Here is a 24,940-nt window from a genome sequence, read left to right on the forward strand (position 1 = left end):
GACGGTAGCCGACGGATATCAGCGACCGACTTAGTTAACAGCGTCTTTCAGGGCCTTACCGGCTTTGAAGGCAGGAACTTTACCAGCAGCGATTTCGATGGTCGCGCCAGTCTGCGGGTTACGGCCTGAACGGGCAGCACGCTCGCGTACAGCGAAAGTACCGAAACCAACCAGAGCAACCTGGTCACCCTCTTTCAGCGCTTCACCAACAGCATCAATGAAGGCATCCAACGCACGGCCAGCGGCAGCTTTGGAGATATCGGCACCGTCTGCAATCTTGTCAATCAGTTGAGATTTATTCACTCTTATATTCCCCTTTTATCGAACACCGCTGCGGCGCTGATTTCCCTGGCCACAACAAGTGGAGGTTTTATAGCAAGCCTCCTGATCAGTTGCAAGTGACAATCTGGCGCAAACCCGCGCCACACAACGCATTGCGACTCATCACGAGTACCCGATCGGTGGTCAAGGCTACTTCCGTTATCGGGCGCATGCAAGCCTTAACCACCCGCCGAATGCGCCAAATTTGCGGCGCATCAACATTTACACGACAGAAACGCGCTCAAACCCCTGTGGATTGTCCTGCAATGCCAATTCCAGCACCTCGTCAATCCAGCGAACCGGATAAATTTCAAGGTCTTGTTTGACGTTTGCCGGGATCTCCTCAAGGTCACGCTCGTTCTCTTTCGGAATAAGCACTCGCTTGATGCCGCCACGGTGGGCTGCCAGCAACTTCTCCTTGAGACCACCGATGGGCAGCACTTCGCCGCGCAAGGTGATCTCCCCTGTCATCGCCACATCAGCACGAACCGGATTACCGGTCAAGCTGGAGACCAGGGCAGTACACATGGCGATACCGGCGCTCGGACCATCTTTCGGGGTTGCCCCTTCCGGTACGTGCACGTGGATATCGCGCTTCTCGTAAAAGTCGGCGTTGATGCGCAGCTTCTCGGCACGGGCTCGTACGACCGTCATGGCCGCCTGGATGGACTCCTGCATCACGTCACCGAGGGAACCGGTATAAGTGAGCTTGCCCTTGCCAGGCATGTTGGTGGTCTCGATGGTGAGCAGATCGCCTCCCACTTCGGTCCACGCCAGACCACACACCTGACCCACCTGGTTCTGGTCGGTGGCCTTGCCGTAATCGAAACGCTGCACCCCGAGGAACTCCTTGAGGTTCTCCTGATTGACCTGAACATGCTTGATGCTCTTGTCCAGCAGGATGCGCTTGACCGCCTTGCGACAAATCTTGGAGATCTCGCGCTCCAGACTCCGCACCCCCGCCTCGCGGGTGTAGTAGCGGATCACTCCGACCAGGGCAGAATCTTCGATGGTGATCTCGGACTCTTTCAGGCCGTTGCGCTGGATCTGCTTGGCAACCAGATGCTGCTTGGCAATGTTGAGCTTCTCATCTTCGGTGTAACCGGAGAGACGGATCACTTCCATCCGATCCAGCAAGGGGCCCGGGATGTTCATGGAGTTGGAGGTGGCCACGAACATAACGTCCGACAGGTCATAATCCACTTCCAGATAGTGATCGTTGAAGCTGTTGTTCTGTTCCGGATCCAGCACTTCCAGCAAGGCGGATGCAGGATCGCCACGCATGTCCGAGCTCATCTTGTCGATCTCGTCGAGCAGGAACAGCGGGTTCTTCACGCCGACTTTCGCCATCTTCTGGATGAGTTTGCCGGGCATGGAACCGATATAGGTACGGCGGTGACCACGGATCTCCGCTTCGTCACGCACCCCACCCAAGGCCATCCGCACATATTTGCGGCCTGTCGCCTTGGCGATGGATTGGCCCAACGAGGTCTTGCCCACACCGGGAGGCCCAACCAGACAGAGGATAGGGCCCTTGAGCTTGTTAACCCGTGCCTGTACCGCCAGATATTCGAGGATGCGATCCTTGACCTTCTCGAGGCCATAGTGATCGGCATCCAGCACCTCTTGCGCCTTGCCAAGATCTTTCTTGACCTTGGATCGCGCCTTCCAGGGCACCTGTACCATCCAGTCCACATAGCTGCGAACCACGGTAGCCTCGGCGGACATGGGAGACATCATCTTCAGCTTGGCAAGCTCGGCCTGGGCCTTTTCACGGGCATCTTCCGGCATGCCAGCCTCTTCAATCTTGCGATTGAGGGCTTCAAACTCATCCGGGCTATCTTCCAGCTCACCCAGCTCTTTCTGGATGGCCTTCATCTGCTCGTTGAGGTAATACTCGCGCTGGCTCTTTTCCATCTGCTTCTTGACGCGAGTACGGATGCGCTTCTCGACCTGCAGCAGGTCAATTTCCGACTCCATCATCGCCATCAGGAATTCGATGCGCTCGGAAACCGAGACGATCTCCAGCACTTTCTGCTTGTCTTCCAGCTTGAGCGGCATGTGGGCCGCCATGGTGTCGGCCAGACGCGCAGCATCGTCGATCGCCGAGATCGAGGTCAGTACCTCGGGCGGGATCTTCTTGTTGAGCTTGATATAGCCTTCAAACTGGCCGATGGCGGAGCGAACCAGCACTTCCTGATCCTTCTCCTCAATGGCTTGGGAGGGGATATATTGGGCCTCGCAGACAAAGAAATCCTTGTCGTCGATCATCCGCTCCAGGCGGGCACGCTGTCCCCCCTCTACCAACACCTTGACGGTGCCGTCCGGCAGCTTGAGCATCTGCAGAATATTGGCCACTGTCCCGACGGTGAAGATCTCCTCCACAGTCGGCTCATCGGTTGACGCATCCTTCTGGGCCACCAGCAGAACTTTCTTGTCCTGCTCCATGGCCGCTTCCAGACAGCGAATGGATTTTTCCCGCCCCACAAAGAGTGGAATGACCATGTGGGGATAAACCACCACGTCACGAAGAGGCAGGACGGGAATCTCGATGCGTTCTGAACGCTCTAGGTTCATATATGTCCTCTCGGCTTGTTATACCGTTGGCAAAGCGCTTGGCTGAGTATATGGGGGCGCAGAGATGAGATTCAATCGCCGAAACCGTAAAAAGCATGAAAGGGGCAAAAAGCCCCTTCCATTTGATTAAAAATCAGACATTTACTCTGATGCAGCAGCCTGGGTTTCGGGATTTTCGTAAATCATCAAGGGCGCGGAGTCCCCTTTGATCACGGTCTCGTCGATCACCACCTTGCTGACCCCTTCCAGAGAAGGCAGGTCATACATGGTATCCAGCAGCACGGCTTCCACGATGGAACGCAGACCACGAGCACCGGTTTTACGCTCCATCGCCTTGCGGGCAATGGCGTTGAGTGCGTCGTCACGGAACTCCAGCTCGACCCCTTCCAGATCGAACAACGCCGCGTACTGTTTGGTCAGCGCGTTTTTCGGCTCTTTCAGGATCTGGATAAGGGCAGACTCGTCCAGTTCGGTCAGGGTCGCCACCACCGGCAGACGGCCGATGAACTCGGGGATGAGACCATACTTGATCAGATCTTCCGGCTCCACCTTGGCGAAGGTCTCGCTCAGAGTGGCCTTGGCATCCTTGGATTTCACCTCGGCGCCAAAACCGATACCGGTTCCCTTCACGGAACGCTGCTCGATCACCTTGTCCAGACCGGCAAAGGCACCGCCACAGATGAAGAGGATCTTGGAGGTATCAACCTGCAAGAACTCCTGCTGCGGGTGCTTGCGACCGCCTTGCGGCGGCACGGAAGCGATGGTCCCTTCGATCAGCTTGAGCAGTGCCTGCTGTACCCCTTCCCCGGACACGTCGCGGGTGATGGAGGGGTTGTCCGACTTGCGGGAGATCTTGTCGATCTCGTCGATGTAGACGATGCCACGCTGGGCCTTCTCCACGTCGTAGTCGCACTTTTGCAGCAGCTTCTGGATGATGTTCTCCACGTCCTCGCCCACATAACCGGCTTCGGTCAGGGTGGTCGCATCGGCCATGGTAAACGGCACATCCAGCAGACGAGCCAGGGTCTCGGCCAGCAGGGTTTTACCGCTACCGGTCGGGCCAATCAGCAGAATGTTGGATTTGCCCAGCTCCACACCACTGTTTTCGCCGCTGTTGCGCAGACGCTTGTAGTGGTTATAGACGGCAACGGCCAACACCTTCTTGGCATACTCCTGCCCGATCACATAGTCATCGAGATGAGCGCGGATCTGATGAGGGGTCGGCAGCTCGTTACCATCGCGCTTGGGAGAGATCTCGCGGATCTCTTCGCGGATGATGTCGTTGCACAGCTCGACGCACTCATCACATATGTAGACGGAAGGGCCAGCGATCAGCTTGCGCACTTCATGCTGGCTTTTGCCGCAAAAAGAGCAGTAGAGCAGCTTATCACCCTCACCCTTGCGTTTTTCTGTCATTCAGCAACCTCGTTTTATCAATAGAGGATGGATCGGCCTGTTGAGTTTACAACAGACCGGGACACCCTGCTCAGCTACGCTGGCTCAGGACACCGTCTACCAAACCATAGGCCACGGCCTGCTCGGCGGACATGAAGTTGTCACGATCGGTGTCACGCTCGATGGTAGCCATGTCCTGACCGGTGTGGAACGCCAGGCGCTCGTTCAGGGTATTTTTGATCTTCAGGATCTCCTGGGCGTGGATCTGGATATCAGATGCCTGACCCTGGAAGCCACCCAGCGGCTGGTGGATCATCACGCGGGCGTTAGGCAGGCAGAAACGCTTGCCCTTGGCACCGCCAGCCAGCAGGAAGGCCCCCATGGAGCAGGCCTGCCCCATGCAGACGGTGCTGACATCCGGCTTGATGAACTGCATGGTGTCATAGATGGACATGCCCGCAGTCACCGAACCACCCGGCGAGTTGATGTAGATATAGATGTCCTTGTCCGGATTCTCGGACTCGAGGAACAGCAGCTGCGCAACCACCAGATTGGCCATGTGATCTTCAACCTGACCAGTCAGGAAGATCACCCGCTCTTTCAGAAGACGGGAGTAAATATCGTAGGAACGTTCACCCTTGGCAGTCTGTTCGACCACGATGGGGACCAGCGCATTGCTGGGAGAATCGGTCATATCGTTATAGTTCTTGTACATAAGGCATTGTCCCTAAAATAAAATGGCCCGAGTGGAGATCACACGAGCCATTATACTTAACAGTCTTGACCTTAAGTCAAATGTTCTTAGGCAGCGGCGCCAGACTTGTTGATCACTTCGTCAAAGGCAACTTCTTTTTCGGTCACTTGCGCTTTGGACAGGATCAGGTCGATGGCTTGATCTTCTACTGCCAGGTTACGAACGCCGTTCAGCATCTGTTCGTTCTTCTGGTAGTACTCGATCACTTCCTTCGGATCTTCGTAGGCAGTCGCCATGGACTCGATGATGCTGTTTACACGAGCATCGTCAGCCTTGATCTCGTTGGTGCGGATCACGTCACCCAGCAGCAGGCCTACGCGTACACGACGCTCGGCTTGAGCCTGGAACAGTTCAGCAGGCAGCTCGGGAGCGTTGCCGCCCTGGAAGCCACCGAAACGCTGCAGCGCCTGCTGACGCAGTGCGTCGATCTCTTGAGCAACGGCAGCTTTCGGCAGGTCGATTTGGTTGGCTTCAACCAGACCGTTCAGAACCTGCTCTTTCACGCTGTTTTTCAGGGCTTGAGCCAGTTCGCGCTCCATGTTCTTGCGCACTTCGGCTTTCAGCTCTTCAACAGAACCGCTTTCGATACCGAAACGCTTCACGAACTCTTCGGTCAGCTCAGGCAGGATCTGCTCTTCAACCTTGATCAACTTGGAAGCGAACTTGGCTTCTTTGCCTTTCAGGTTTTCAGCGTGGTAATCAGCCGGGAAGGTAACTTCGATGGTGAACTCGTCGCCCGCTTTCTTGCCCAGGATGGCGTCTTCGAAGCCCGGGATCATGCGGCCAGCGCCCAGCACCAGGTTGAAGCCTTCAGCTTTGCCGCCGTCGAACTCTTCACCGTCGATGGAACCGACGAAGTCCATGGTCACACGCATGCCATTGGCAGCGGCAACATCGGCATCAGCCCAAGTAGCGTGCTGCTTGCGCAGGGTGTCGATCATGTTGGCCAGATCTTCATCCTTCACGGTCGCAACCGGCTTCTCGACCTTGATGGTCTCGAGACCTGCAACTTCGAACTCCGGATACACTTCGAAAGTGGCGGTGAACTCGAAATCCTGACCTTCTTTGATCTCTTTCGGATCCATGGTCGGGGCACCGGCCGGACTCAGTTTGTTTTCGATGATGGCTTTGATGAAGTTGCTCTGCATCATTTCATCAGCAACGCGGGCGTGAGCCATGGCGCCGAACATCTTCTTGATGATGGCAACCGGAGCCTTGCCAGGACGGAAACCGTCGATGCGACGAGTTTTGGCCAGGCCATTCAATTCTTTACGCACAGCGGCGTCTACGGTAGCGGCCGGTACAGTGATGGTAAGACGGCGTTCCAGACCCTGGGTTGTCTCTACAGAAACTTGCATTCTTCTACCTCGTTCAACTCAGCACTGTGTGCTGACCCTTTATTGCCCCTGGGCAAAGCCCGGAGTCTTCCTGTTTATAAAGACAACGATATGTCTTTGTGATGAGAAAATATGACGCGGCATTATAGCGGCGCACTTTGGTCGAGTCGAGCCACACATCCCCCACATTGAGCGGCGTGCAAGCACAATTCGTGCAAAACTGCCCTTTATATGGGGAGAGAGGTGCCAGACTTCAACTATCCGATGGCAATAATTTTGCGTTTGTTCACCTTTTTTCATCCGAACGCCACTTTATTGCCCATCTTTCACCGAAAAACAGCCCACCGTTGCGGGCGGCGACTCAATTTGTCCAGCCAAATGGCGATTGGGCCAATCAACCATTGCGTCCCTACCCCTCCCTCGTTATGGTGGCAACCAAATTGATGATCTGGAGTCACTCACATGGCCTTTTTCCGCTTCTTGTTCAATCTGCTCTGGTTTGTACTGGGAGGTGTCTTTATGGGCCTGGCCTGGTGGCTGGCCGGTCTTGTCTGCTTTATCTCGCTGGTCGGCATCCCCTGGGGACGAGCCTGCTTCGTGATCGGCACCTTTACCTTCTTCCCGTTTGGCAAGCAGGCCGTCAATCGCAAGACCATGACTGGCCAGAGCGATATCGGCACCGGCACGCTGGGGCTTATTGGCAACATCCTCTGGTTCGTGCTGATCGGCGTCTGGCTGGCCATCGGCCACATCGCTTCCGCGCTGGCCTGCTTCGTAACCATTATCGGTATTCCGTTTGGTATTCAGCACCTCAAGCTGGCACTCATCAGTCTGGCGCCCATTGGTCAGATGATTGTGACCAATCAGGAGGCGGAATCGGGCCGCTATATCCGCTAACTGCGGGAAATGCGCGGGCAGACGCTGCCCTGCAACGAAAAAAAGGGCAGACTAGGGTCTGCCCTTTTCTATTCTCTTTCGTTGAGGCCATCATGTTACCCAGCCACTTTTTCGCCAATCTCGCCCGCATGAAACTCATCTATCGCTGGCCCCTGATGCGCAACATCCAGCCGGAAAACATTGCCGAGCACAGCCTGCAGGTGGCCATGGTGGCCCATGCCCTCGGCAGCATCAAAAACCGGCTGTTTGGCGGCAACGTGAATGCCGACCGAGCCGCCGTGATGGCCCTCTATCACGACAGCAGCGAGGTGCTGACAGGCGATCTGCCCACCCCGGTAAAATACTTCAACCCCGAAATTGCCCGCGAGTACAAGAAGATAGAGCTGGCCGCCGAGCAGCGTCTGCTTGGCATGCTGCCGCCGGAGCTGGTGGAGGATTTTCGCCCGCTACTCGATTCGGCAGCCCAAGATGGCGAGCTGGCCAGGCTGGTCAAGGATGCCGATACCCTCTGCGCCTATACCAAGTGCCTCGAAGAGATTAATGCTGGAAACCGGGAGTTTGAACCGGCTCGCAAACGCCTCGAAGCCATGCTGGCAGCGCGGATGAGCGATGAGATGCGCTACTTTATCGACACCTTCGTGGCCAGCTTCTCCCTGCCGCTCGATGAGCTTAACGCGCACTAAGCCAGTCTACACGACCTGAAAAAAGCAGGGCCCGCCGGTTTGCACCGGCGGGCCCTTCGTTATTTATGGCGCATTAGATGCAACGCATCAGTGACCCAGCTCGCGGGAGGGTACCAGACCGCTCGCCCGCCAGGCGGGATAGAGGGTCGCCACCAGGCTCATCAGGATGGCGGCGCCCGTCACGATAAGCAGATCCTGCATATGCAACTCGGTCGGCAGGAAGTCGATAAAGTAGATATCCGGATTGAGGAAGCGATGGCCGATGAGCTTTTCGACAACGCTCAGGATCTGGGTCAGCTTGCTGGAGAGCAGTCCGCCCAGCAGGGCGCCAAGCAGCGCACCGGCTACACCGTTGACCATCCCCTGAATGACGAAGGTGAGCCGGATCTGGCCGGGGCTCGCCCCCATGGTTTTCAGGATGGCGATCTCACTGCGCTTCTCGTTCACCGCCATCACCAGGGTCGAGACGATATTGAAGCAGGCGACAGCCACCACCATCAGCATCACCACATACATGACGGTACGCACCATCTGGATGTCCTGATAGAGGTAGCCCTGGCTGTTCATCCAGCTGCGGATATAGACGTGATGGGGGAACTGCTGCGCGACGGCTACGGTGATGGATTGCGCCTTGAGCACATCGCTCACCCGCAGGCTGAAGCCCTCCACATCGCTTCCCATACCGGTGATCGCTTGCGCATCGGCCAGATGCATAAAGCCGAGCAGGCCGTCGAGCTGACCGCCGATCTCCAGCAGCCCCACCACGGTCAGGGCTTCGCGGCGAGGATTCTTGATCCCCGCCTGATCGCCCCCTTGCGGCAGCAGCAGGGCGACCGAGTCCCCCACCTTGACCCCCAGCTTGTCGGCGATGGTCTTGCCCAAGATCACCCCACGTTCACCCGGTTGCAGCTCACGCAGACCACGGCCCGTCATGTATTTGCCGGCATCCGACAGATTGGCTTCCAGATCGGGCAGCACGGCGCGCAGTTGCACCCCCTTGAGGGCGGAGCCATGCTCCAGCAAGCCATTGAGGCGAATGACCGGCGCTGCCGCCTCAACGCCCGGCTGAGCCAGCAGGTAGTCGCGCAGACGTGGCCAATCCGGCAACGGCCGCTCGACGGCGTCCAGCTCACCTTGCGGCACGACCGAGAGCACCCGATCTTTAAGCTCCCGCTCGAAACCGTTCATGGCGGAGAGGCCCAGGATCAGCGCCATCACCCCGAGGGCGATACCGATCAGGGAAGAGGCAGAAATAAAGGCGATAAACCCGTTGCGACGGCGGGAGCGGCTGTAACGCAGGCCCAGAAAGAGGGGCAGCGGTTTGAACATCAGGCAACCTCCGCCATCACGCCGCTCACCAGGGTCACCCGGCGATGGAGCTTGGCCGCCAAGCTCAAGTCGTGAGTCACTACCACAAACGCAGTGCCCAGTTCACGATTCAGTTCACACAGCAGTTCATACACCGCGGTGGCACTGGCGTGATCCAGATTGCCGGTAGGTTCATCCGCCAGCACCAGACTCGGTTCGTTGACCAGCGCCCGGGCGATCGCCACCCGCTGACGTTCGCCACCGGAGAGCTCGGAGGGACGGTGATTCAAGCGATGGGAGAGCCCCACCCGCCCCAGCATCTTGGTTGCCTTTTCGGTGGCAACCGCCACCGACTCACCGGCGATCAGCAGCGGCATGGCCGCATTTTCCAGCGCACTGAACTCGGAGAGCAGGTGGTGGAACTGGTAGACAAAGCCCAGCTCGCGGTTGCGAAAACGGGCCTGGGTGCGGCTATCCCAATGGTGGATATCCTCCCCCTTGAACAGCACGGCGCCGCTGGAGGGGTTGTCGAGGGCCCCCATCAGATGCAGCAGAGTGGTCTTGCCGGAGCCCGAGCTCCCCACCACCGCCAGCATTTCGCCGGGCGCGACGCAGAGATCGATCCCCTTGAGCACCTGAGTCTCCAGCTCCCCCTCTTTATAGACATGGTTGAGCGCCTGGCAGCGCAGCAGAGGTTCACGGGATACGGCTTCATTCATAACAGGGGCTCCACTTACGCCAGTGACCACAGAGGCACCAGTAACAACGCCGGTACTCGCACCGGAGGTAACAACAGAAGATGTATTATTCACGGCATTACTCATAACGCAGCGCCTCGGCCGGTTTCACCCGCGCAGCGCGGGCCGCCGGATAGAGGGTGGCACTGAAACTCAGCAGCACGGCGCCCAGCAAAATGGTGATGACCTGAGCCGGCTCGACAATCACCGGCAGGCCACTGCCGCCCGCCGCCATATAGAGGTTGAGCCCCACCGCATTGAGCAGAGGGTTGAGACCCAAGGAGAGCGCAAGGCCCGCCAGTCCGCCAAACAGGGCTCCAATCACCCCGCTGGAGGCGCCAAGTACCATGAAGATTTTGACGATCCCTGATTCACTCATGCCCATGGTGCGCAGGATGGCCACTTCGCCCTCCTTGTCCGTTACCACCATCACCAGCGCGGAGAGGATGTTGAAGGTAGCGACGGCGATGATCAGCACCAGCATCAGCCCCATCATCCGTTTTTCCATGGCAACCGCCTGGAACAGCTCGCCCCGCTCGCGGCGCCAGTCCTGCCACAGCAAGCCATCCGGCAGCGGCGTCTTGATCACTTCGTCGGCCGCAAAGGGATCATCGAGCCAGAGGCGAATGCCACCGACGGTTTCTGGCGGCAGACGCAGCAGCCGCTGGGCATCCCCCAGCGCGATCAGCGCAATCTGGTTATCCACATCGGCGCCGACCCCGAAGATACCGGAGACGGTAAAGAGGCGCTGGGCCGGTACCCGGCCAAACGGGGTAAAGCGGGTCCCCTCGGTCAGGATCAGACGAACCTGATCGCCGATGGAGACATTGAGGCGGCGTGCCACCCCCTGCCCCAGCACGATGCGGTAGTGACCCGCCTGCAGGGTATCGAGGCGGCCCCCCAGCATCTGGCTATGAAGGATGTCATCCTTAGGCCACTTTGCAGGGTCGATCCCCTGCACGCTCACCCCGGTCAGCTGTCCGGGGCTTTGCAGCATCCCTTCGCTGTCGAGCATGGGGGCCGAGGCGACCACATGGGGTAATTTGGCCAGATCCGGCAAGCCTTGCGGGTCTGCATCAATACGGCCAGCCTGATTGGTCACCACCACATGGGGGATCACCCCGAGGATGCGCCCTTTGAGCTGCCCTTCGAAACCGTTCATCACCGAAATGACCACCATCAGGGCGGCGACCCCGATGGCGATGCCAAAGGTAGAGAACAGGGAGATAAATGAGACGAAGCGATTGCTGCGCTTCGAGCCTGCATAACGCAGGCCGATGGCCAGCGAAAGGGGCTGAAAAAGTCCGGTCTTCAAGGATATGTACGTTGCCAACAAAATAAGATACCGGATAATAAAGGGAAACCGTCCATGACAACAAGGGATAGCCTCCATGCAGGAACAGTTCTTCAGCGTCACTCATGCCACGCCGGTCAATGTGATCCCCATGCCGGCCGACTTCCACCTCCCCTCGCTGGAGGAGCTGGACGCTGAGCTGCCGGAGCCCTTTCGGATCTCTTCGGCCATTACCTCCATCGATCTGGTGACCACTCGCCTGCTGCGCAACCAGAACGAGTCGATGCACGATCTGATCGAGATCGTCAATCAGCAGTCCCGCAAGATCGACATGATCATGGGCTATGTGCTCTCCCTGCAGGACCATCCGGAGCAGCGCTTTCACACCCTGCGCTTCGGGGCTGGCCAACTCACCTACCTGCACCCCTATCATGATCACGGGGATGCGCCGCACCTGCACCAGATCGTGCGCCTCAAGATTTTCCTGCGGGAAGAGGCGGCCGCCATCTACTGCTATGGCCAGGTCAAACAGCTTGACGGCGGTGAACATGGCACCCATGTGCAGCTCGACTATGTGCGGATCCGCGAAGATGACCGTGAACTGCTGGTTCGTGCCAGCCTCCACGTGCAATCGAAGCAGCTCAAGCTGCGCGCCCAAGAACGTCAGCGCTAACCAGAGCGAACGTCAGCGATAGATAACGTCAACGTTAAAAGAATCGAACCATGCCAATGACACTCCCCGCCTTGCCCGCCAAAGCGGGCCAAAAGATCACGCTCGGCCAGCTGGTCGGCAGCAGCCTCTCGCTGATTGCAGCCCGTCTCACCAGTGAAGCCAAGGGGCCGGTACTGCTTATCACCGCAGATACCCCGAGCGCCCTGCGCCTGGAGCAGGAGCTTCACTATTTGCTGGCAAACAAGCTGCTGGCCGATCAACCCGCACCGGTATTGCTGTTCCCCGATTGGGAGACCCTGCCCTACGACACCTTCTCTCCCCATCAGGACATCATCTCCCAGCGGCTCGAGACTCTCTACAAGCTACCGCAGATGAGCAAGGGGGTGCTGATTGTCCCCATCTCCACCCTGATGTTGCGCTGCGCCCCCCGGGTCTATCTCGACAAATACAGCCTGATGGTGAAGGCCGACCAACGCCTCAATCTGCAACAGTTGCGCGGGCGGCTGGCCGAGGCGGGTTACGTGGCGGTGGATCAGGTGCTGGAACATGGCGAATTTGCCGCCCGCGGCTCCCTGCTCGATCTCTTCCCCATGGGCAGTAGCAGCCCCTATCGCATCGACTTCTTCGACGATGAAGTGGACTCCATCCGCCCGTTCGATCCCGAAACCCAGCGCTCCAGCGAACCGGTCAAGACGGTCAGCCTGCTGCCCGCCCGGGAATACCCTACCGACGAGGCAGCCATCGAACTGTTTCGCGGCCAGTTCCGCGAGCAGTTCGAGCTTTCGCGGGCCGAGGGTTCCGTCTATCAGGAGGTGAGCAAGGGACGCTGGCCCGCCGGCATCGAGTATTATCTGCCGCTCTTCTTCAACCAGACAGCCAGCCTGTTTGACTATCTGCCGGAAGAGACCCTGCTGCTCACCGTGGGGGATATCTACCCCGCCGCCCAGCGCTTCTGGAACGACATCGGCCAGCGCTATGAAGACAGACGCTGGGACAACACCCGCCCACTGCTGCCACCGGCCCAGCTCTATCTGCCGGTGGAGCAGCTCTTTGCCTCCCTCGGCCAATATGGCGCGGTGCGGCTGCAAGAGGCCGCTACCGCCGGTGATGCTGGTCAGCACGATCTGCCCATCTCGACGCTGCCCGACCTGCAACTCGATCACAGCAAGGAGCAACCCCTGCTGGCGCTCAACCAGTTCCTGCAAGGCTTTGCCGGACGCACCCTGTTTGCGGTGGAGTCCGAAGGGCGACGGGAGGTGCTCGGCGATCTGCTGGCGCGTATCTCGCTGCAACCCAAAGAGTTCCCCTCTCTCGACGCCTTTATGGCAAGCCCGGATCGCCACGGCCTGCTGGTTGCACCGCTTGAGCGTGGCTTCCTTTGGCAGGAGGCTGGTCAGGATCCACTGGCGCTAATCACCGAGACCGAGCTGCTGGGCGGCAAAGTGCGCAGCAAGCGGGCGCGGGAGAAGAGCAAAAACTTAAGCTCCGATGCGGTGATCAGAAACCTGGGCGAGCTGACCCAGGGTCAGCCGGTGGTCCATCTGGATCACGGGGTCGGCCGCTATCTGGGGCTCGAAACCATCGACGCCGGTGGTCTGCCCACCGAGTTTTTGACTCTCGAATATGCTGGCGGCGACAAGCTGTTCGTGCCGGTCACCAGTTTGCACCTTATCAGCCGCTACACCGGCTCTGATAACCCGCCCAGCCACAAACTCGGCGGCGAGGCCTGGAGCAAGGCCCGGCGCAAGGCGGCGGAGAAGGTGCGCGACGTGGCAGCCGAGTTGCTGGATGTCTACGCTCATCGCGCCGCTCGCGCCGGTTTTGCCTTCAAGCACGACAAAGAGGCCTATCGCCAATTTGCCGCCAGCTTCCCGTTCGAGGAGACAGACGATCAGCTCAACGCCATCAATGCGGTGCTGGGGGACATGTGTCAGGCCAAGAGCATGGACAGACTGGTGTGCGGCGACGTGGGTTTCGGCAAGACCGAAGTGGCGATGCGGGCGGCATTTGTGGCCGTCCACGGCGGCAAGCAGGTTGCCGTGCTGGTGCCCACCACCCTGCTGGCGCAACAGCACTACGACAACTTCCGCGATCGCTTTGCCAACTGGCCGGTGCGGGTCGAGGTGCTGAGCCGCTTCCGTTCCGCCAAGGAGCAGAGCGCTGTGATGAAGGAATTGGCGGAGGGCAAGGTGGACATCATCATCGGCACCCACAAGCTGCTCGGCTCCGAACTCACCTTCAAGGATCTGGGACTGCTCATCGTCGATGAGGAGCACAGATTCGGGGTGCGCCAGAAGGAGAAGATCAAGGCGCTGCGGGCCGATGTGGATATCCTCACTCTCACCGCTACCCCCATTCCGCGCACACTCAACATGGCGATGTCCGGCATGCGGGATCTCTCCATCATCGCCACCCCCCCCGCCAAGCGACTCGCCATCAAGACCTTCGTGCGCCAGCACGAACCGGCGGTGGTGCGCGAGGCGGTGCTGCGGGAATTGAAGCGTGGTGGTCAGGTTTACTACCTGCACAACGATGTCGAGAGCATCGAGAAGTGCGCCGCCGATCTGGCGGAGCTGGTACCCGAGGCCCGCATCGGCATCGCCCACGGCCAGATGCGCGAGCGCGATCTAGAGCGGATCATGTCCGACTTCTACCACCAGCGCTTTAACCTGCTGGTCTGCACCACCATCATCGAGACCGGCATCGACGTGCCGAGCGCCAACACCATCATCATGGATCGGGCGGATCATCTTGGTCTGGCCCAGCTGCACCAGCTGCGGGGCCGGGTTGGCCGCTCCCACCATCAGGCCTATGCCTATCTGCTCACCCCCCATCCCAAGCTGATGACCAAGGATGCGGCGAAGCGGCTGGAGGCGATCGCCTCGCTCGAAGATCTCGGCGCCGGTTTTGCGCTGGCGACCCACGATCTGGAGATCCGTGGCGCGGGCGAACTGCTCGGCGACGATCAGAGCGGCCAGATCGAATCGGTCGGTTTCACCCTCTACATGGAGATGCTGGAGCAGGCGGTCGAGGCGCTGAAAAATGGCAAGGAGCCGTCGCTGGAGCAGCTGATGAGCCAGCACACCGAGGTAGAACTGCGCCTGCCTGCGCTGCTGCCGGATGACTATATTCCGGACGTCAACATGCGCCTCTCCATGTACAAGCGGATCGCCAGTGCGGCGGACGAGCAGGAGCTGCGCGAGCTGAAAGTGGAGCTGATCGACCGGTTCGGCCTCTTGCCGGAGGCGACCAAAACCCTGCTGGAGCTGGCTGCCTTCCGTCAGCGTGCCACTGCCCTTGGCATTCGCCGGGTGGAGATGAGCGAGCGCGGCGGCTATCTCGACTTCACGCAAGAGACCAAGGTCAATCCGGCCTATCTGGTCAAGCTGCTCTCCAGCCAGCCACGGGTCTACAAGATGGACGGGCCGACCCGGCTGCGCTTCCAGGTGCCGACCCAGGATCGCGCCATGCGCCTGAAACTGGTAGATGGTTTGCTGGCTGATCTGGCCAGCAACAGCCTGTGAGTCTCTGCAACGCTGGCGGCGAGCCAGAAAGAGAATGCCAACAAAAACGGGAGCCAAATTGGCTCCCGTTTTGCTTATGTTGGCTGGCTACTAGCGTCTCCCTTCTCCCCTTGTGGGAGAAGGGTCGGGGATGAGGGGGGCAGTGAAAACCATTCCTCTCACCCTGCCCTATCCCTGGGGAGAGGGAATCGCATCGGTAAATGTTGGGCTTCGCTGCGCTCAGCACCAACCTACACCTCTGACGATCAGCCCTGGTTGGCTGGATCCTCATGGGCGGAGAACTCGCGCATAAAGGCCTCGGCCCGCTCCACCATCTTGGTCGAGCCAACAAAGTAAGGGGTACGCTGGTGCAACGCGGTGGGCTGGATATCCATGATGCGGCCAAAGCCATCGGATGCCTTGCCACCGGCCTGCTCCACCAGAAACGCCATCGGGTTGCACTCATAGAGCAGGCGCAGCTTGCCGTTCGGCGAGTTGGTGCCGGACGGATAGATGTAGATGCCACCCTTGAGCAGGTTGCGATGGAAATCGGAAACCAGGGAGCCGATATAACGTGAGGTGTAAGGTCTGTGGGTCGCCTCGTCGCGCTCCTGACAATATTTGAGGTACTTCTTCACCCCATCCGGGAACTTGATGTAGTTGCCCTCGTTGATGGAGTAGATCTTGCCCTCGTCCGGAATGCGGATGTTCTCGTGGGAGAGGCAGAAACAACCGATGGAGGGGTCGTAGGTAAAGCCGTTGACGCCAAAGCCGGTGGTGTAGACCAGCATGGTGGAGGAGCCGTAGACCACATAACCGGCGGCGACCTGACGGTTGCCCGGTTGCAGGAAGTCCTCCAGCGTCACCGGCGAACCTTGCGGGCTCAAACGGCGGTAGATGGAGAAGATGGTTCCGACCGAGACGTTGACGTCGATATTGGAGGAGCCATCGAGCGGGTCGATCAGCACCACATACTTGGAGTTTTTGGAGAGCGGTGAGTCAAAGGCGACAAAGTCCTCTTCCTCTTCAGAGGCCATGCCACACACCTCGCCGCGCGCTTCCAACGCCGCCTTGAAGCGTTCGTTGGCGTAGACATCCAGCTTCTGCTGCACCTCGCCCTGTACGTTTTCAGCGCCCATGGAACCGATGATATCCGCCAGTCCCGCCTTGTTGATCTCCCGGTTCACCACCTTGGCAGCAAGGCGGATCGAGCTGAGCAACGAGGTCAGCTCGCCGGTCGCGGTAGGATAATCCGCCTGCTTTTTGACTATGAACTCACCCATGGTGATCATGTTTCGCATTTTTGTTCCTTTAGATCGCATCCGTTGGCATTGAAAACGTTTGCAGGCATCGGCAAAAAAAATGCCGATCACCGGCGGCCTTGATTTGTAACCTAATGTAACGTCTGTTTTTTGTTTTTGCAGCGAATTAAGCGGCCTATTAAATAGGCTATTTCGCCTCACGTTATGGTAAAAGAGGCTTTTCATTCGGTTTCAATCGATAACTTCCGGACCCTTAATTCGTGGCAATAACCTGCGACAAGCCATGAGCTGACTGGCCTTGAGCCATTAAAAATGGAGTCTGGTGGGCCTGCCGTTCCCTCAGCCATTGCCTCTTGAGATCCGATCGCCAATCCAGCACACTGATTTCGCTTTGGAAGCAAATAAAACTCAAGGATTATCAATGAACAAGACTCTCATTGCCGGCATGGTAGCCGGACTGTTTGCACTTCCCGCCTGGGCTGCCCAGGTGCCTGCCGGTACCAAGCTGCTGCCGGATGCCCAACAAATCTACGTGACCAATATCGGCACCGAACCCACCACCATCGACCCCCAGCTGGTGGAAGAGACCGCCGGTAGTGCCATCGTCAACGATCTGTTTGAAGGGCTCTATGAGCTGGATAATACCGGCAAGATCAAACCAGCAGGCGCCGTCAGCTACGAGGTCGACAAGACAGGTACCGTCTACACCTTCAAGCTGAGACCCGAGGCCAAGTGGTCAAACGGTGAACCTGTCACCGCCGCCGATTATGTGTACGGCTGGCAACGGGCGGCCGATCCCAAGACGGCCTCCAACTACGCCTGGTTTATCGAGTTGACCGGAGTGGTCAATGCAAGCGAGGTGACCCAGGGCAAGAAGAGCCCGTCAGAGCTCGGGATCAAGGCGCTCGATGACCACACCCTGCAGGTCACCCTGAAAAATCCGGTTCCCTTCTTCCTGAAGACGCTGGCCCACTACACCACGTTCCCGGCCCCCAAGGCCACCATTGAAAAATTCGGCAAGGATTGGGTCAAACCGGGCAATATCGTCTCCAACGGTGCCTTTGTACTCAAGGAGTGGACCCCAAACGAGCGGCTGAGTGCCGAGCGCAATACCCACTACTGGAACAACCAGCACACCGTCCTGAACAAGGTGATCTATCTGGAGATCGTCTCCGAAACCGCCGCCTACAACCGCTATCGCACCGGTGAACTGCACTACACCACTTATCCGCTGGAGCAGTACAAGCAGCTCAAGAGCAAGAGCCCGGAAGAACTGGTCAGCGTCCCCACGCTGGCCAGCTATTACTATGTCTTCAATACCCAGCGCAAACCGTTCGATGACCCGAAAGTACGCAAGGCGCTCTCGCTCGCCATCGACCGGGAGACCATCACCGACAAGATCCTGGGACAGGGACAAATTGCCGCATATAGCTTCACGCCCCCCATTGTGGACGGTTTTGAATTGAAAAAACCGGCCAGCCAGCTGCAGAGCAAAGAGGAGCGGATCAAGCAAGCCAAAGCCCTGTTGGCCGAAGCGGGATATGGCCCGGACAAGCCACTCACAGTGGACATTCTCTACAACACCAACGAGAGCCACAAAAAGATTGCGCTGGCCGTCTCCTCCATGTGGAAACACAACCTAGGGGTCACTGCCACCCTCAACAACATGGAGTGGAAGACCATGGTCTCGGCACTCAACGAGGGGGATTTCGGGGTTAGCCGCTATGGCTGGAACGGGGATTATAACGATGCCTCCACCTTCCTCGACATCATGACCTCCAGCAGCAGCGCCAACAGCGGCAAGTGGTTCAACAAGGAGTACGACGCCCTGCTGGCCAAGGCCCACGACTCGCTGGATCCCGCTGAACGCAATGCCCTGTATCAGCAGGCAGAGGCTCTCATTTATGCGGATGCCCCCATCGCCCCCATCTATTTCTCGGTCAAATCAAGGTTGCTCAAACCTTTCGTGAAAGGCTATCCCCACCTTAACCCGCAGGATGTGGTCTACAGCAAGGAGCTCTATCTGGTTGCCCAGTAACCGGCTCGGCAAGATGTGACCATAAAAAAGCGCCTGCATTGCTGCAGGCGCTTTTCATTGGCGGCCAAGCGGGCCATTGGGCCCATCTACGCTTTCACGCAAGATTACTCTTCGGGACAAGGAGCCAACACCTCCCGGCGACGACCCATCACCACCGGACGCACCAGCAACTGAGCCAGCAAAACCCCCAGCAGAGTCAGACCGCCCCCGATCAGGTGATAGCTGGTCAGCCGCTCTCCCAGCAGGGTGATGGCAAGGCCAGCCGTCATCACCGGCAGCAGATTCATAAAGATGGCGGTACGATTGGCACCAAGCAGGGTGATCCCCTGCATCCAGAGCCAGGGACAGAGGGCCGACGCGGGGATCCCCGCATAGAAGATCAGCCAGATCGCACGCCCCTCTGGCAGCTGACCATCCACCAGCAGAAAGAAGGGGGTCAGGATCAGCACACTGCAGAGCACCTGACCGTAGAGCAGCGACCAGTTGTCGAGCCCCAAATCCCACTTCTTGAGCAGCACGCTATAAAGGGCATAAGTGCCCGCCGAGAGCAGCATGTAGACAGAGCCGATATGAATACCCTGGGTAAACAGTCGGGTCGGATCCCCCTGCCCCAGCAAGATAGACAAGCCAAAGATGGAGAGCAGCGCCCCCAGCACGGCGCCCCAGGTGGGCCGCTCACGCAGCAGCCAGATGCTGAGTAACACGGTCAACAGTGGCGTCAGCCCCATCATCAATCCCATCTCGGTGGCCCCCATGGTCTGTGCGGCGTAGTACCCAAAGGTCTGATTAAGCACCATGCCCAGCGAGGCCAGCATGGCGATCTGCCAAAGGCCGGCACGAATGCGGGCACGCGCACGCCATACTCGACGGGCCAGAAACGGGCTTAATACCAGCGCAGCCACCACCCAGCGCGACCAGGCCAAGGCTGCCGGGGACAACACACCAACCGCCAGTTTGCTGACGATGCCATTGCCAGCCCAGATGGCAATGCAGGAGAAAGGAAACAGAAAGGCAAAGGGCATGAGAGGATCCAGACCGAAGAGACAACAGCGGGCCAGTATAGGGGGCGATGGAAGATAAACAAAGGTGTGGGCCTGAACAGCCACATAGTGAACGCCAGTCGCCAGAAACAAATATGCCCGCAAAAGTGCGGGCATATCAGTGCAGAAACAGGTTCAGAAGCGCATCACGCGGCATCCATGTGCAGTCTGGAGATCAGCTCGTTGACCTCGGTGACTGTCTGGCGATGGGGAATATCCGCCGGATTCGGCATCAGCAACAAACCGGATTGGAAATCAAACCGCCCCCGACCATGAATGTAAATCCGACCTTTAAAGAAGGTTTTGACATGCTTTGCCACCATCAGTGGCAGGTACTTCTTGAACACTCTCATCGTTTGCAACCTCTTGCAGTTGTATCCGTATGACAGCAGCTTCTGCGAATTAATTCCGTAAAATATTTATAAAAATCCGGAAAACTCGCCCATCTCTTCCCAAAAAATTCAATCTATAACTTTTTATTAACTTTTAGCCTATTGTATGCGGCCCTTCGAGCCAGAGCAAGGCTCCTTTGCCATCGTGCCACTCGATACAGGCGATCCCCGAGGTGGCAAACATGGGTGCTCCTGCGGCCGGACAGAGGCTTTGCACCAGATAACCCACCAGCGGCAGATGGCTGACCATCAGGATCTGGTCATGTTGTTCAGCCAAAGTGGTAAGGTAGCTGGCCACGAAAGCGGGATCACCGTAAGGGGTAATGTCGCCACTCTCTTCAACGGCTGCTGCGTCAGGCAATTCACTGCATATGGCTTGCCAGGTCTGGCGTGCCCGCAGATAGTTGCTGTGGATCACCCGATCCAGCGGGCCAATCAGCTGAGGCGCCAGCCAGCGGGCCATCTGGATAGACTCTTCAATACCCTGCTCGGTCAATGGACGCTGTTCATCTGTTTTCGCATTCATGCCAGCCTGGCCATGACGCATGATATAGATCTTCATTACAACCTCGCCCAACGGGCCTGTTTTGATAGCCGGGGGATCTTACCCCGCCACGGGTGTGGAAACAATTGCGCTACCTCTCAGAAAAGGGTTTGCCTGACGGGATAGCGGGGTCGATAATCATGTTTAAATTCAAATAAATCCAACGTGAGTCACACACCAATGAGCCCATATGCCAGTCCCAATGACCATCGGCAATACCATTTTCTGGAGCTGGCCAACCGGCTCAGGGTCTTGTTGATTTGTGATCCCGACACCGACAAATCCGCCGCTTCTCTGGCGGTCAATACCGGCCATTTTGACGATCCCGCCGACCGGCAGGGAATGGCACATTTTCTGGAGCACATGCTGTTTCTCGGCACCTGCACCTACCCCAAGCCTGGTGAGTACCAGCAATTTATGAGCCGTCATGGCGGCAGCAACAACGCCTGGACTGGCACCGAATTCACCAACTTCTTCTTCGAGATCGACAACGGCTTCTTCGAAGCGGGGCTGGATCGCTTCTCCCAGTTCTTTATCTGCCCCACCTTTGATCCGGAGTGGGTGGACAAGGAGCGCAACGCGGTCGACTCCGAGTATCGCCTCAAACTGCAGGACGACATGCGCCGCAGCTATCAGGTGCATAAAGAGACGGTCAACCCGGCGCACCCCTTCTCCAAGTTCTCGGTGGGCAACCTCGATACCCTGGCCGATCTGCCGGGACGGGATCTGCGCTCCGATCTTATTCGTTTTTACGAAAGCCACTACAGCGCGGATCGCATGGCGTTGGTGATGATCTCGCCGGAATCCATCGATACCCAGTTGCAGTGGTGCTGTCGCTACTTTGCTCCCATTTTGAATCGCAATTTGGGAACCCCGACGCTCACCATGCCGCTTTACCGGCTCGATGATCTCGGCGTGCGCATCCACATCAATCCGGTCAAGGAGACCCGCAAGCTGTCGCTCAGCTTCCCCTTGCCCAATGTGGACGAGTTCTACGACAAAAAGCCCCTCACCTTCCTGAGCCATCTGATCGGTTATGAGGGGGATGGCAGCCTGCTCTCCCTGCTTAAAGCGAAAGGCTGGGTCAACCAGCTCTCGGCGGGCGGTGGCATCAGCGGCGCCAACTTCAAGGATTTTGGCGTCAACTTCGGCCTCACCCCGCTCGGCCTTGAACATGTGGACGACATCCTCGCCGCCCTGTTTGGCTATCTGAAACTGATTGGCCGCGAAGGGCTGCAGAGCTGGCGCTATGACGAAAAACGGACCGTGCTCGAATCGGCATTCCGTTTTCAGGAGCGCGGCCGCCCCCTCGATACGGTGTCGGGGTTGGTGCTCAACCTCTTTAGCTACCAGCCTGAGGATCTGCTCTACGGCGACTACATGATGCGCGAATATGACGAGGGGCTGATCCGCCGCTTCCTCGCCAAGCTCACCCCGCACAACCTGCGTATCACCATCACTGCGCCGGAAGTGGCGACCGATCGGCTGGCCCGCTGGTATCAGACCCCCTACAGCGTGACGACCATTACCGAGGCCGAGAAAATTCGCTGGCAGCAGAGCGAGCCGGATCCGGCGCTGGCGCTACCCAAGCCCAACCCCTTTATCAGCAGTAGGCTCGATCCGCGTACGCCCGAGCTTGCCGCCGACATGCCCGCCTGTCTTATCGATCGCCCCGGTTTTCGCCTCTGGCACCTCCATGAGCACCTGTTCAGCGTGCCCAAGGGCAATCTCTACATCTCCATCGACAGCGAACATGCGGTAAAAAATCCGCGCAATATCGCCATGGCGCGCCTCGCCGTGGAGCTGTTGGCCGACCACCTCAACGCCCTTACCTATCCTGCGGAGCTGGCGGGGCTGGGTTACCAGATCTATGCCCATCAGGGGGGCTTTACCATCAACCTGAGCGGCTTTGCCGACAAGCAGCCGCTGTTGCTCGACATGATCCTCGGCAACCGCACCCTGGGGTATCCGGATCCGGGTCGCTTCGCCGAGATCAAGGAGCAGCTCATTCGCAACTGGGACAACCAGTCCAAGGCGCGCCCCATCTCCCAGCTCTTTAACCAGCTCACCAGCCTGTTGCAACCCAACAACCCGCCGTTCGAGCAGTTGCTGCGTCACCTGCGCACCGTCGAGCTGGAAGAGATGCCCGGCTTCGTGGCCCAGCTGTTTGGCGAGGTGCATGTCGAAGCGCTGGTGCATGGCGACTGGACTGCCGCCGAAGCACTGGAGCTGGCCGCCCTGATGGAGCGCCACCTGAGCGATATCAATGGCACCAGCAGCAAGCCGAGCGGCGAGACCCGTCGTCCGCTCATCTCCATTCAGGACAGGGGCACCCTTATTCGCGAGCAGGGTTGCGATCACGAAGACTCGGCGCTCCTGGTCTACTACCAATCCCGCACCACCCGAGCGCGGGATCTCGCCTGCTTCACTCTGGCGAACCACATCATGTCCTCTACTTTCTTCCACGAGCTGCGCACCCGCCAACAACTGGGGTATGTGGTGGGTGCCGGCAACCTGCCCCTCAATCGCCACCCGGGGCTGATCTTCTATATCCAGTCGCCGGTGGCGGGGCCGCAGATCCTGCTCGATGCGGTGGAGGAGTTTATCGACCTCTTCCCGCTCGCCATGCTCGAATTTACCGAACAGCAGTGGCAGGAGAGCAAGGCGGGGCTGCAAGCCCAGCTGAGCGAGCGGGATGCCAACCTGCGCAGTCGCGGCCAGCGGCTGTGGGTCAGCATCGGCAACAAGGATCTGGGGTTCGATCAGCGGGAGCGGGTCTGCGACGAGGTGGGCAAGTTGAGCCGCGCCGATCTGGTGCGCTTTATCACCCAACTGCGTTCGCGCACCTCCGATCGGCTGATCCTCTGCAGCTATGGTCAGGGGCACGAACATGACGAGCGGATCACCGGCCAGTTTATCGACGATCCACGGGCATTTCGGCTCAATGCCGCCACCTTCGAAGCCTGATCAGGCCTCGACATCCCCCGTTTTTCCTTCCCACGGCAAATCGCAGGCAATAAAAAGCCGACCCATCAGGGTCGGCTGGAAAAACCATAACAATTGCGACCAAAGCCGCCAAAAGTGAACATGAGCGTGAAAATCAGACACTGAGTTGCTGATCAGCAAGCGGGAAAGACCCGACACTCGCTTTGCAATGCCAACAGTGATTGAGAAACAGCCTCATATTAGGCACTCCCCCCGCCAATCACGTTGATCTACGTCAAAGGAGGTAGCGAAGAGCGCGTAGCCCGATGATTTGTCGGCGCAGATCACTCTTTGGCCGCCCGTTAGCTGCCCGTTAACCCCGGCGAACCAGCCGGTAGGCCACCTCATCGAAGTAGGAGAGCTGGCCCGACAACACCCGCGGGTGATCCACCTCGGCAGCGCGCCCCAGCACCTCGATACGAAAATCGCGCTCAAACAGGGCCCGCACCTCCATCTCACCCACCGAGAAGGGGGGCTGACTCTGCTGCTCCGGCTGATATTCGAGGGTTACCAGCAGGATCTGGCCACCGGTCTCGACCAGCGAACTGATCAGGGCAGCATACTGGCGGCGCATCGCGGTCGGCAGGGCGATCAGCGCCGCGCGGTCATAGACCAGCCGGTAACGGCGACCCAGACTGGGGGCAGCGAAAAAATCTCCCTGAAAAATGCGCAGGCTGTCCACCTGATGGCACTGATAAGGGCCCACTTCGCTCACGGTCGCGGCGAGCTGGTTTTCACTGAAGAACTGGCTGACGGCAAGGCTCGATAGCTCGAAACCGTCGACCGGATGGCCCTGAGCGCTCAGCCAGAGCATATCGCGAGACTTGCCACACAGGGGAACCAGCACCGGCTCGTCCGCTTGCTGAGCTGACCACCAGGATTGCAGCCAGTGGTTGAAGTCCGCCTGATGAAAGCCAATTCGGTTCTCTTCCCAACGCTGATGCCAAAACGCAGCTTCCATCGTTATTACCCTTCTGTACTAAAGATGCCTCAATATCACAACTTAACCGGCACCGCGCAACCCTCTGCCCTCCCCTTTTTGCCGCGCAGCCTCTGCGTGTTATCGGGCGAATGGCGGGACGTCACCTTTCCGTGCGCCTCACAGTCGCAATGAGCGCTATTGAGTGCGTTTATGACGGGCAGAAGCATACCAACCCATACAAAAACGTCATGGGTGTATGGCGATGAAGGAATAAAAGG

General features: G+C 58.4%; 19 protein-coding genes. 6 read left to right on the forward strand and 13 right to left on the reverse strand.

The features are described from left to right. Window positions 1-30 precede the first annotated feature (30 nt). The 5 genes from hupB to tig all read right to left on the reverse strand — a co-directional run bounded on the left by hupB (window position 31) and on the right by tig (window position 6,405). Complete coding sequence (gene hupB / locus G5253_RS00550; RefSeq protein ID WP_005315375.1) at window positions 31-303, reverse strand: nucleoid-associated protein HU-beta; 273 nt, start codon at window positions 301-303, stop codon at window positions 31-33. A gap of 240 nt (window positions 304-543) precedes the next feature. Continuing rightward, window positions 544-2,898, reverse strand: a complete 2,355-nt coding sequence (gene lon / locus G5253_RS00555) for an endopeptidase La (protein ID WP_005336976.1) — start codon at window positions 2,896-2,898, stop codon at window positions 544-546. Window positions 2,899-3,039: 141 nt separating this feature from the next. After that, window positions 3,040-4,314 carry an ATP-dependent protease ATP-binding subunit ClpX gene (clpX, locus tag G5253_RS00560; RefSeq protein WP_005336977.1) on the reverse strand — a complete coding sequence of 425 codons (1,275 nt, stop codon included), beginning with the start codon at window positions 4,312-4,314 and terminating at the stop codon, window positions 3,040-3,042. A 70-nt stretch (window positions 4,315-4,384) separates the two neighbouring features. Beyond that, window positions 4,385-5,008 carry an ATP-dependent Clp endopeptidase proteolytic subunit ClpP gene (gene clpP, locus G5253_RS00565; RefSeq protein ID WP_005336979.1) on the reverse strand — a complete coding sequence of 208 codons (624 nt, stop codon included), beginning with the start codon at window positions 5,006-5,008 and terminating at the stop codon, window positions 4,385-4,387. Window positions 5,009-5,094: 86 nt separating this feature from the next. Continuing rightward, window positions 5,095-6,405 (reverse strand): trigger factor, encoded by a 1,311-nt coding sequence (gene tig, locus G5253_RS00570; protein WP_005345092.1) that lies wholly within the window; start codon window positions 6,403-6,405, stop codon window positions 5,095-5,097. Window positions 6,406-6,846: 441 nt separating this feature from the next. On the opposite strand from tig, the gene G5253_RS00575 reads away from it, so the two are divergent. Both G5253_RS00575 and yfbR read left to right on the forward strand, forming a co-directional pair. Further along, complete coding sequence (locus G5253_RS00575) at window positions 6,847-7,281, forward strand: YccF domain-containing protein (protein ID WP_005336982.1); 435 nt, start codon at window positions 6,847-6,849, stop codon at window positions 7,279-7,281. A 92-nt stretch (window positions 7,282-7,373) separates the two neighbouring features. Further along, entirely contained in the window at window positions 7,374-7,964 is a 591-nt protein-coding gene (yfbR, locus tag G5253_RS00580; protein ID WP_139746881.1) for a 5'-deoxynucleotidase, read from the forward strand. Window positions 7,965-8,051: 87 nt separating this feature from the next. On the opposite strand, the gene lolE is transcribed toward yfbR, so the two are convergent. The 3 genes from lolE to G5253_RS00595 form a co-directional block, all read right to left on the reverse strand. Beyond that, the gene (gene lolE, locus G5253_RS00585) at window positions 8,052-9,293 is read right to left on the reverse strand and encodes a lipoprotein-releasing ABC transporter permease subunit LolE (RefSeq protein WP_266133918.1); all 1,242 of its coding nucleotides are present in this window, start codon (window positions 9,291-9,293) and stop codon (window positions 8,052-8,054) included. After that, window positions 9,293-9,991 (reverse strand): lipoprotein-releasing ABC transporter ATP-binding protein LolD, encoded by a 699-nt coding sequence (lolD, locus tag G5253_RS00590; RefSeq protein WP_005336988.1) that lies wholly within the window; start codon window positions 9,989-9,991, stop codon window positions 9,293-9,295. The genes lolE and lolD overlap by 1 nt, the downstream gene beginning before the upstream one ends. Before the next feature lie 97 nt (window positions 9,992-10,088). After that, window positions 10,089-11,324 carry a lipoprotein-releasing ABC transporter permease subunit gene (locus G5253_RS00595; RefSeq protein WP_005345085.1) on the reverse strand — a complete coding sequence of 412 codons (1,236 nt, stop codon included), beginning with the start codon at window positions 11,322-11,324 and terminating at the stop codon, window positions 10,089-10,091. A gap of 76 nt (window positions 11,325-11,400) precedes the next feature. Here G5253_RS00595 and G5253_RS00600 point away from each other — a divergent pair, with 76 nt between their 5' ends. After that, window positions 11,401-11,976, forward strand: a complete 576-nt coding sequence (locus tag G5253_RS00600; RefSeq protein ID WP_005351323.1) for a hypothetical protein — start codon at window positions 11,401-11,403, stop codon at window positions 11,974-11,976. Between the two features lie 56 nt (window positions 11,977-12,032). Further along, window positions 12,033-15,500: a transcription-repair coupling factor gene (gene mfd / locus G5253_RS00605; RefSeq protein WP_266134002.1), complete on the forward strand. Its 3,468-nt coding sequence runs from the start codon at window positions 12,033-12,035 to the stop codon at window positions 15,498-15,500. Window positions 15,501-15,745: 245 nt separating this feature from the next. Here the strand turns inward: mfd and fbp are convergent, their stop codons facing one another. Next, entirely contained in the window at window positions 15,746-16,780 is a 1,035-nt protein-coding gene (fbp, locus tag G5253_RS00610; RefSeq protein ID WP_236341877.1) for a class 1 fructose-bisphosphatase, read from the reverse strand. Between the two features lie 382 nt (window positions 16,781-17,162). Between fbp and G5253_RS00615 the strand changes: the two genes are divergently transcribed. Then, complete coding sequence (locus G5253_RS00615; protein WP_266133917.1) at window positions 17,163-18,779, forward strand: peptide ABC transporter substrate-binding protein; 1,617 nt, start codon at window positions 17,163-17,165, stop codon at window positions 18,777-18,779. A gap of 104 nt (window positions 18,780-18,883) precedes the next feature. Here G5253_RS00615 and G5253_RS00620 read toward each other — a convergent pair whose 3' ends face one another. From G5253_RS00620 to sixA, 3 genes are all read right to left on the reverse strand, one after another. Further along, entirely contained in the window at window positions 18,884-19,801 is a 918-nt protein-coding gene (locus G5253_RS00620) for a DMT family transporter (RefSeq protein ID WP_266133916.1), read from the reverse strand. Window positions 19,802-19,965: 164 nt separating this feature from the next. Further along, entirely contained in the window at window positions 19,966-20,172 is a 207-nt protein-coding gene (locus tag G5253_RS00625; protein WP_005336998.1) for a DUF1107 domain-containing protein, read from the reverse strand. A gap of 133 nt (window positions 20,173-20,305) precedes the next feature. Then, complete coding sequence (sixA, locus tag G5253_RS00630) at window positions 20,306-20,773, reverse strand: phosphohistidine phosphatase SixA (RefSeq protein WP_021230584.1); 468 nt, start codon at window positions 20,771-20,773, stop codon at window positions 20,306-20,308. Between the two features lie 162 nt (window positions 20,774-20,935). Between sixA and G5253_RS00635 the strand changes: the two genes are divergently transcribed. Next, window positions 20,936-23,722: an insulinase family protein gene (locus G5253_RS00635; protein WP_266133915.1), complete on the forward strand. Its 2,787-nt coding sequence runs from the start codon at window positions 20,936-20,938 to the stop codon at window positions 23,720-23,722. 331 nt (window positions 23,723-24,053) lie between these two features. Here the strand turns inward: G5253_RS00635 and G5253_RS00640 are convergent, their stop codons facing one another. Then, window positions 24,054-24,701: a thiopurine S-methyltransferase gene (locus G5253_RS00640; protein ID WP_005337003.1), complete on the reverse strand. Its 648-nt coding sequence runs from the start codon at window positions 24,699-24,701 to the stop codon at window positions 24,054-24,056. Window positions 24,702-24,940: the final 239 nt, after the last annotated feature.

It is taken from the genome of Aeromonas sp. 602658, from assembly GCF_049173005.1.
Taxonomy (GTDB): Bacteria; Pseudomonadota; Gammaproteobacteria; order Enterobacterales; family Aeromonadaceae; genus Aeromonas; species Aeromonas veronii_A.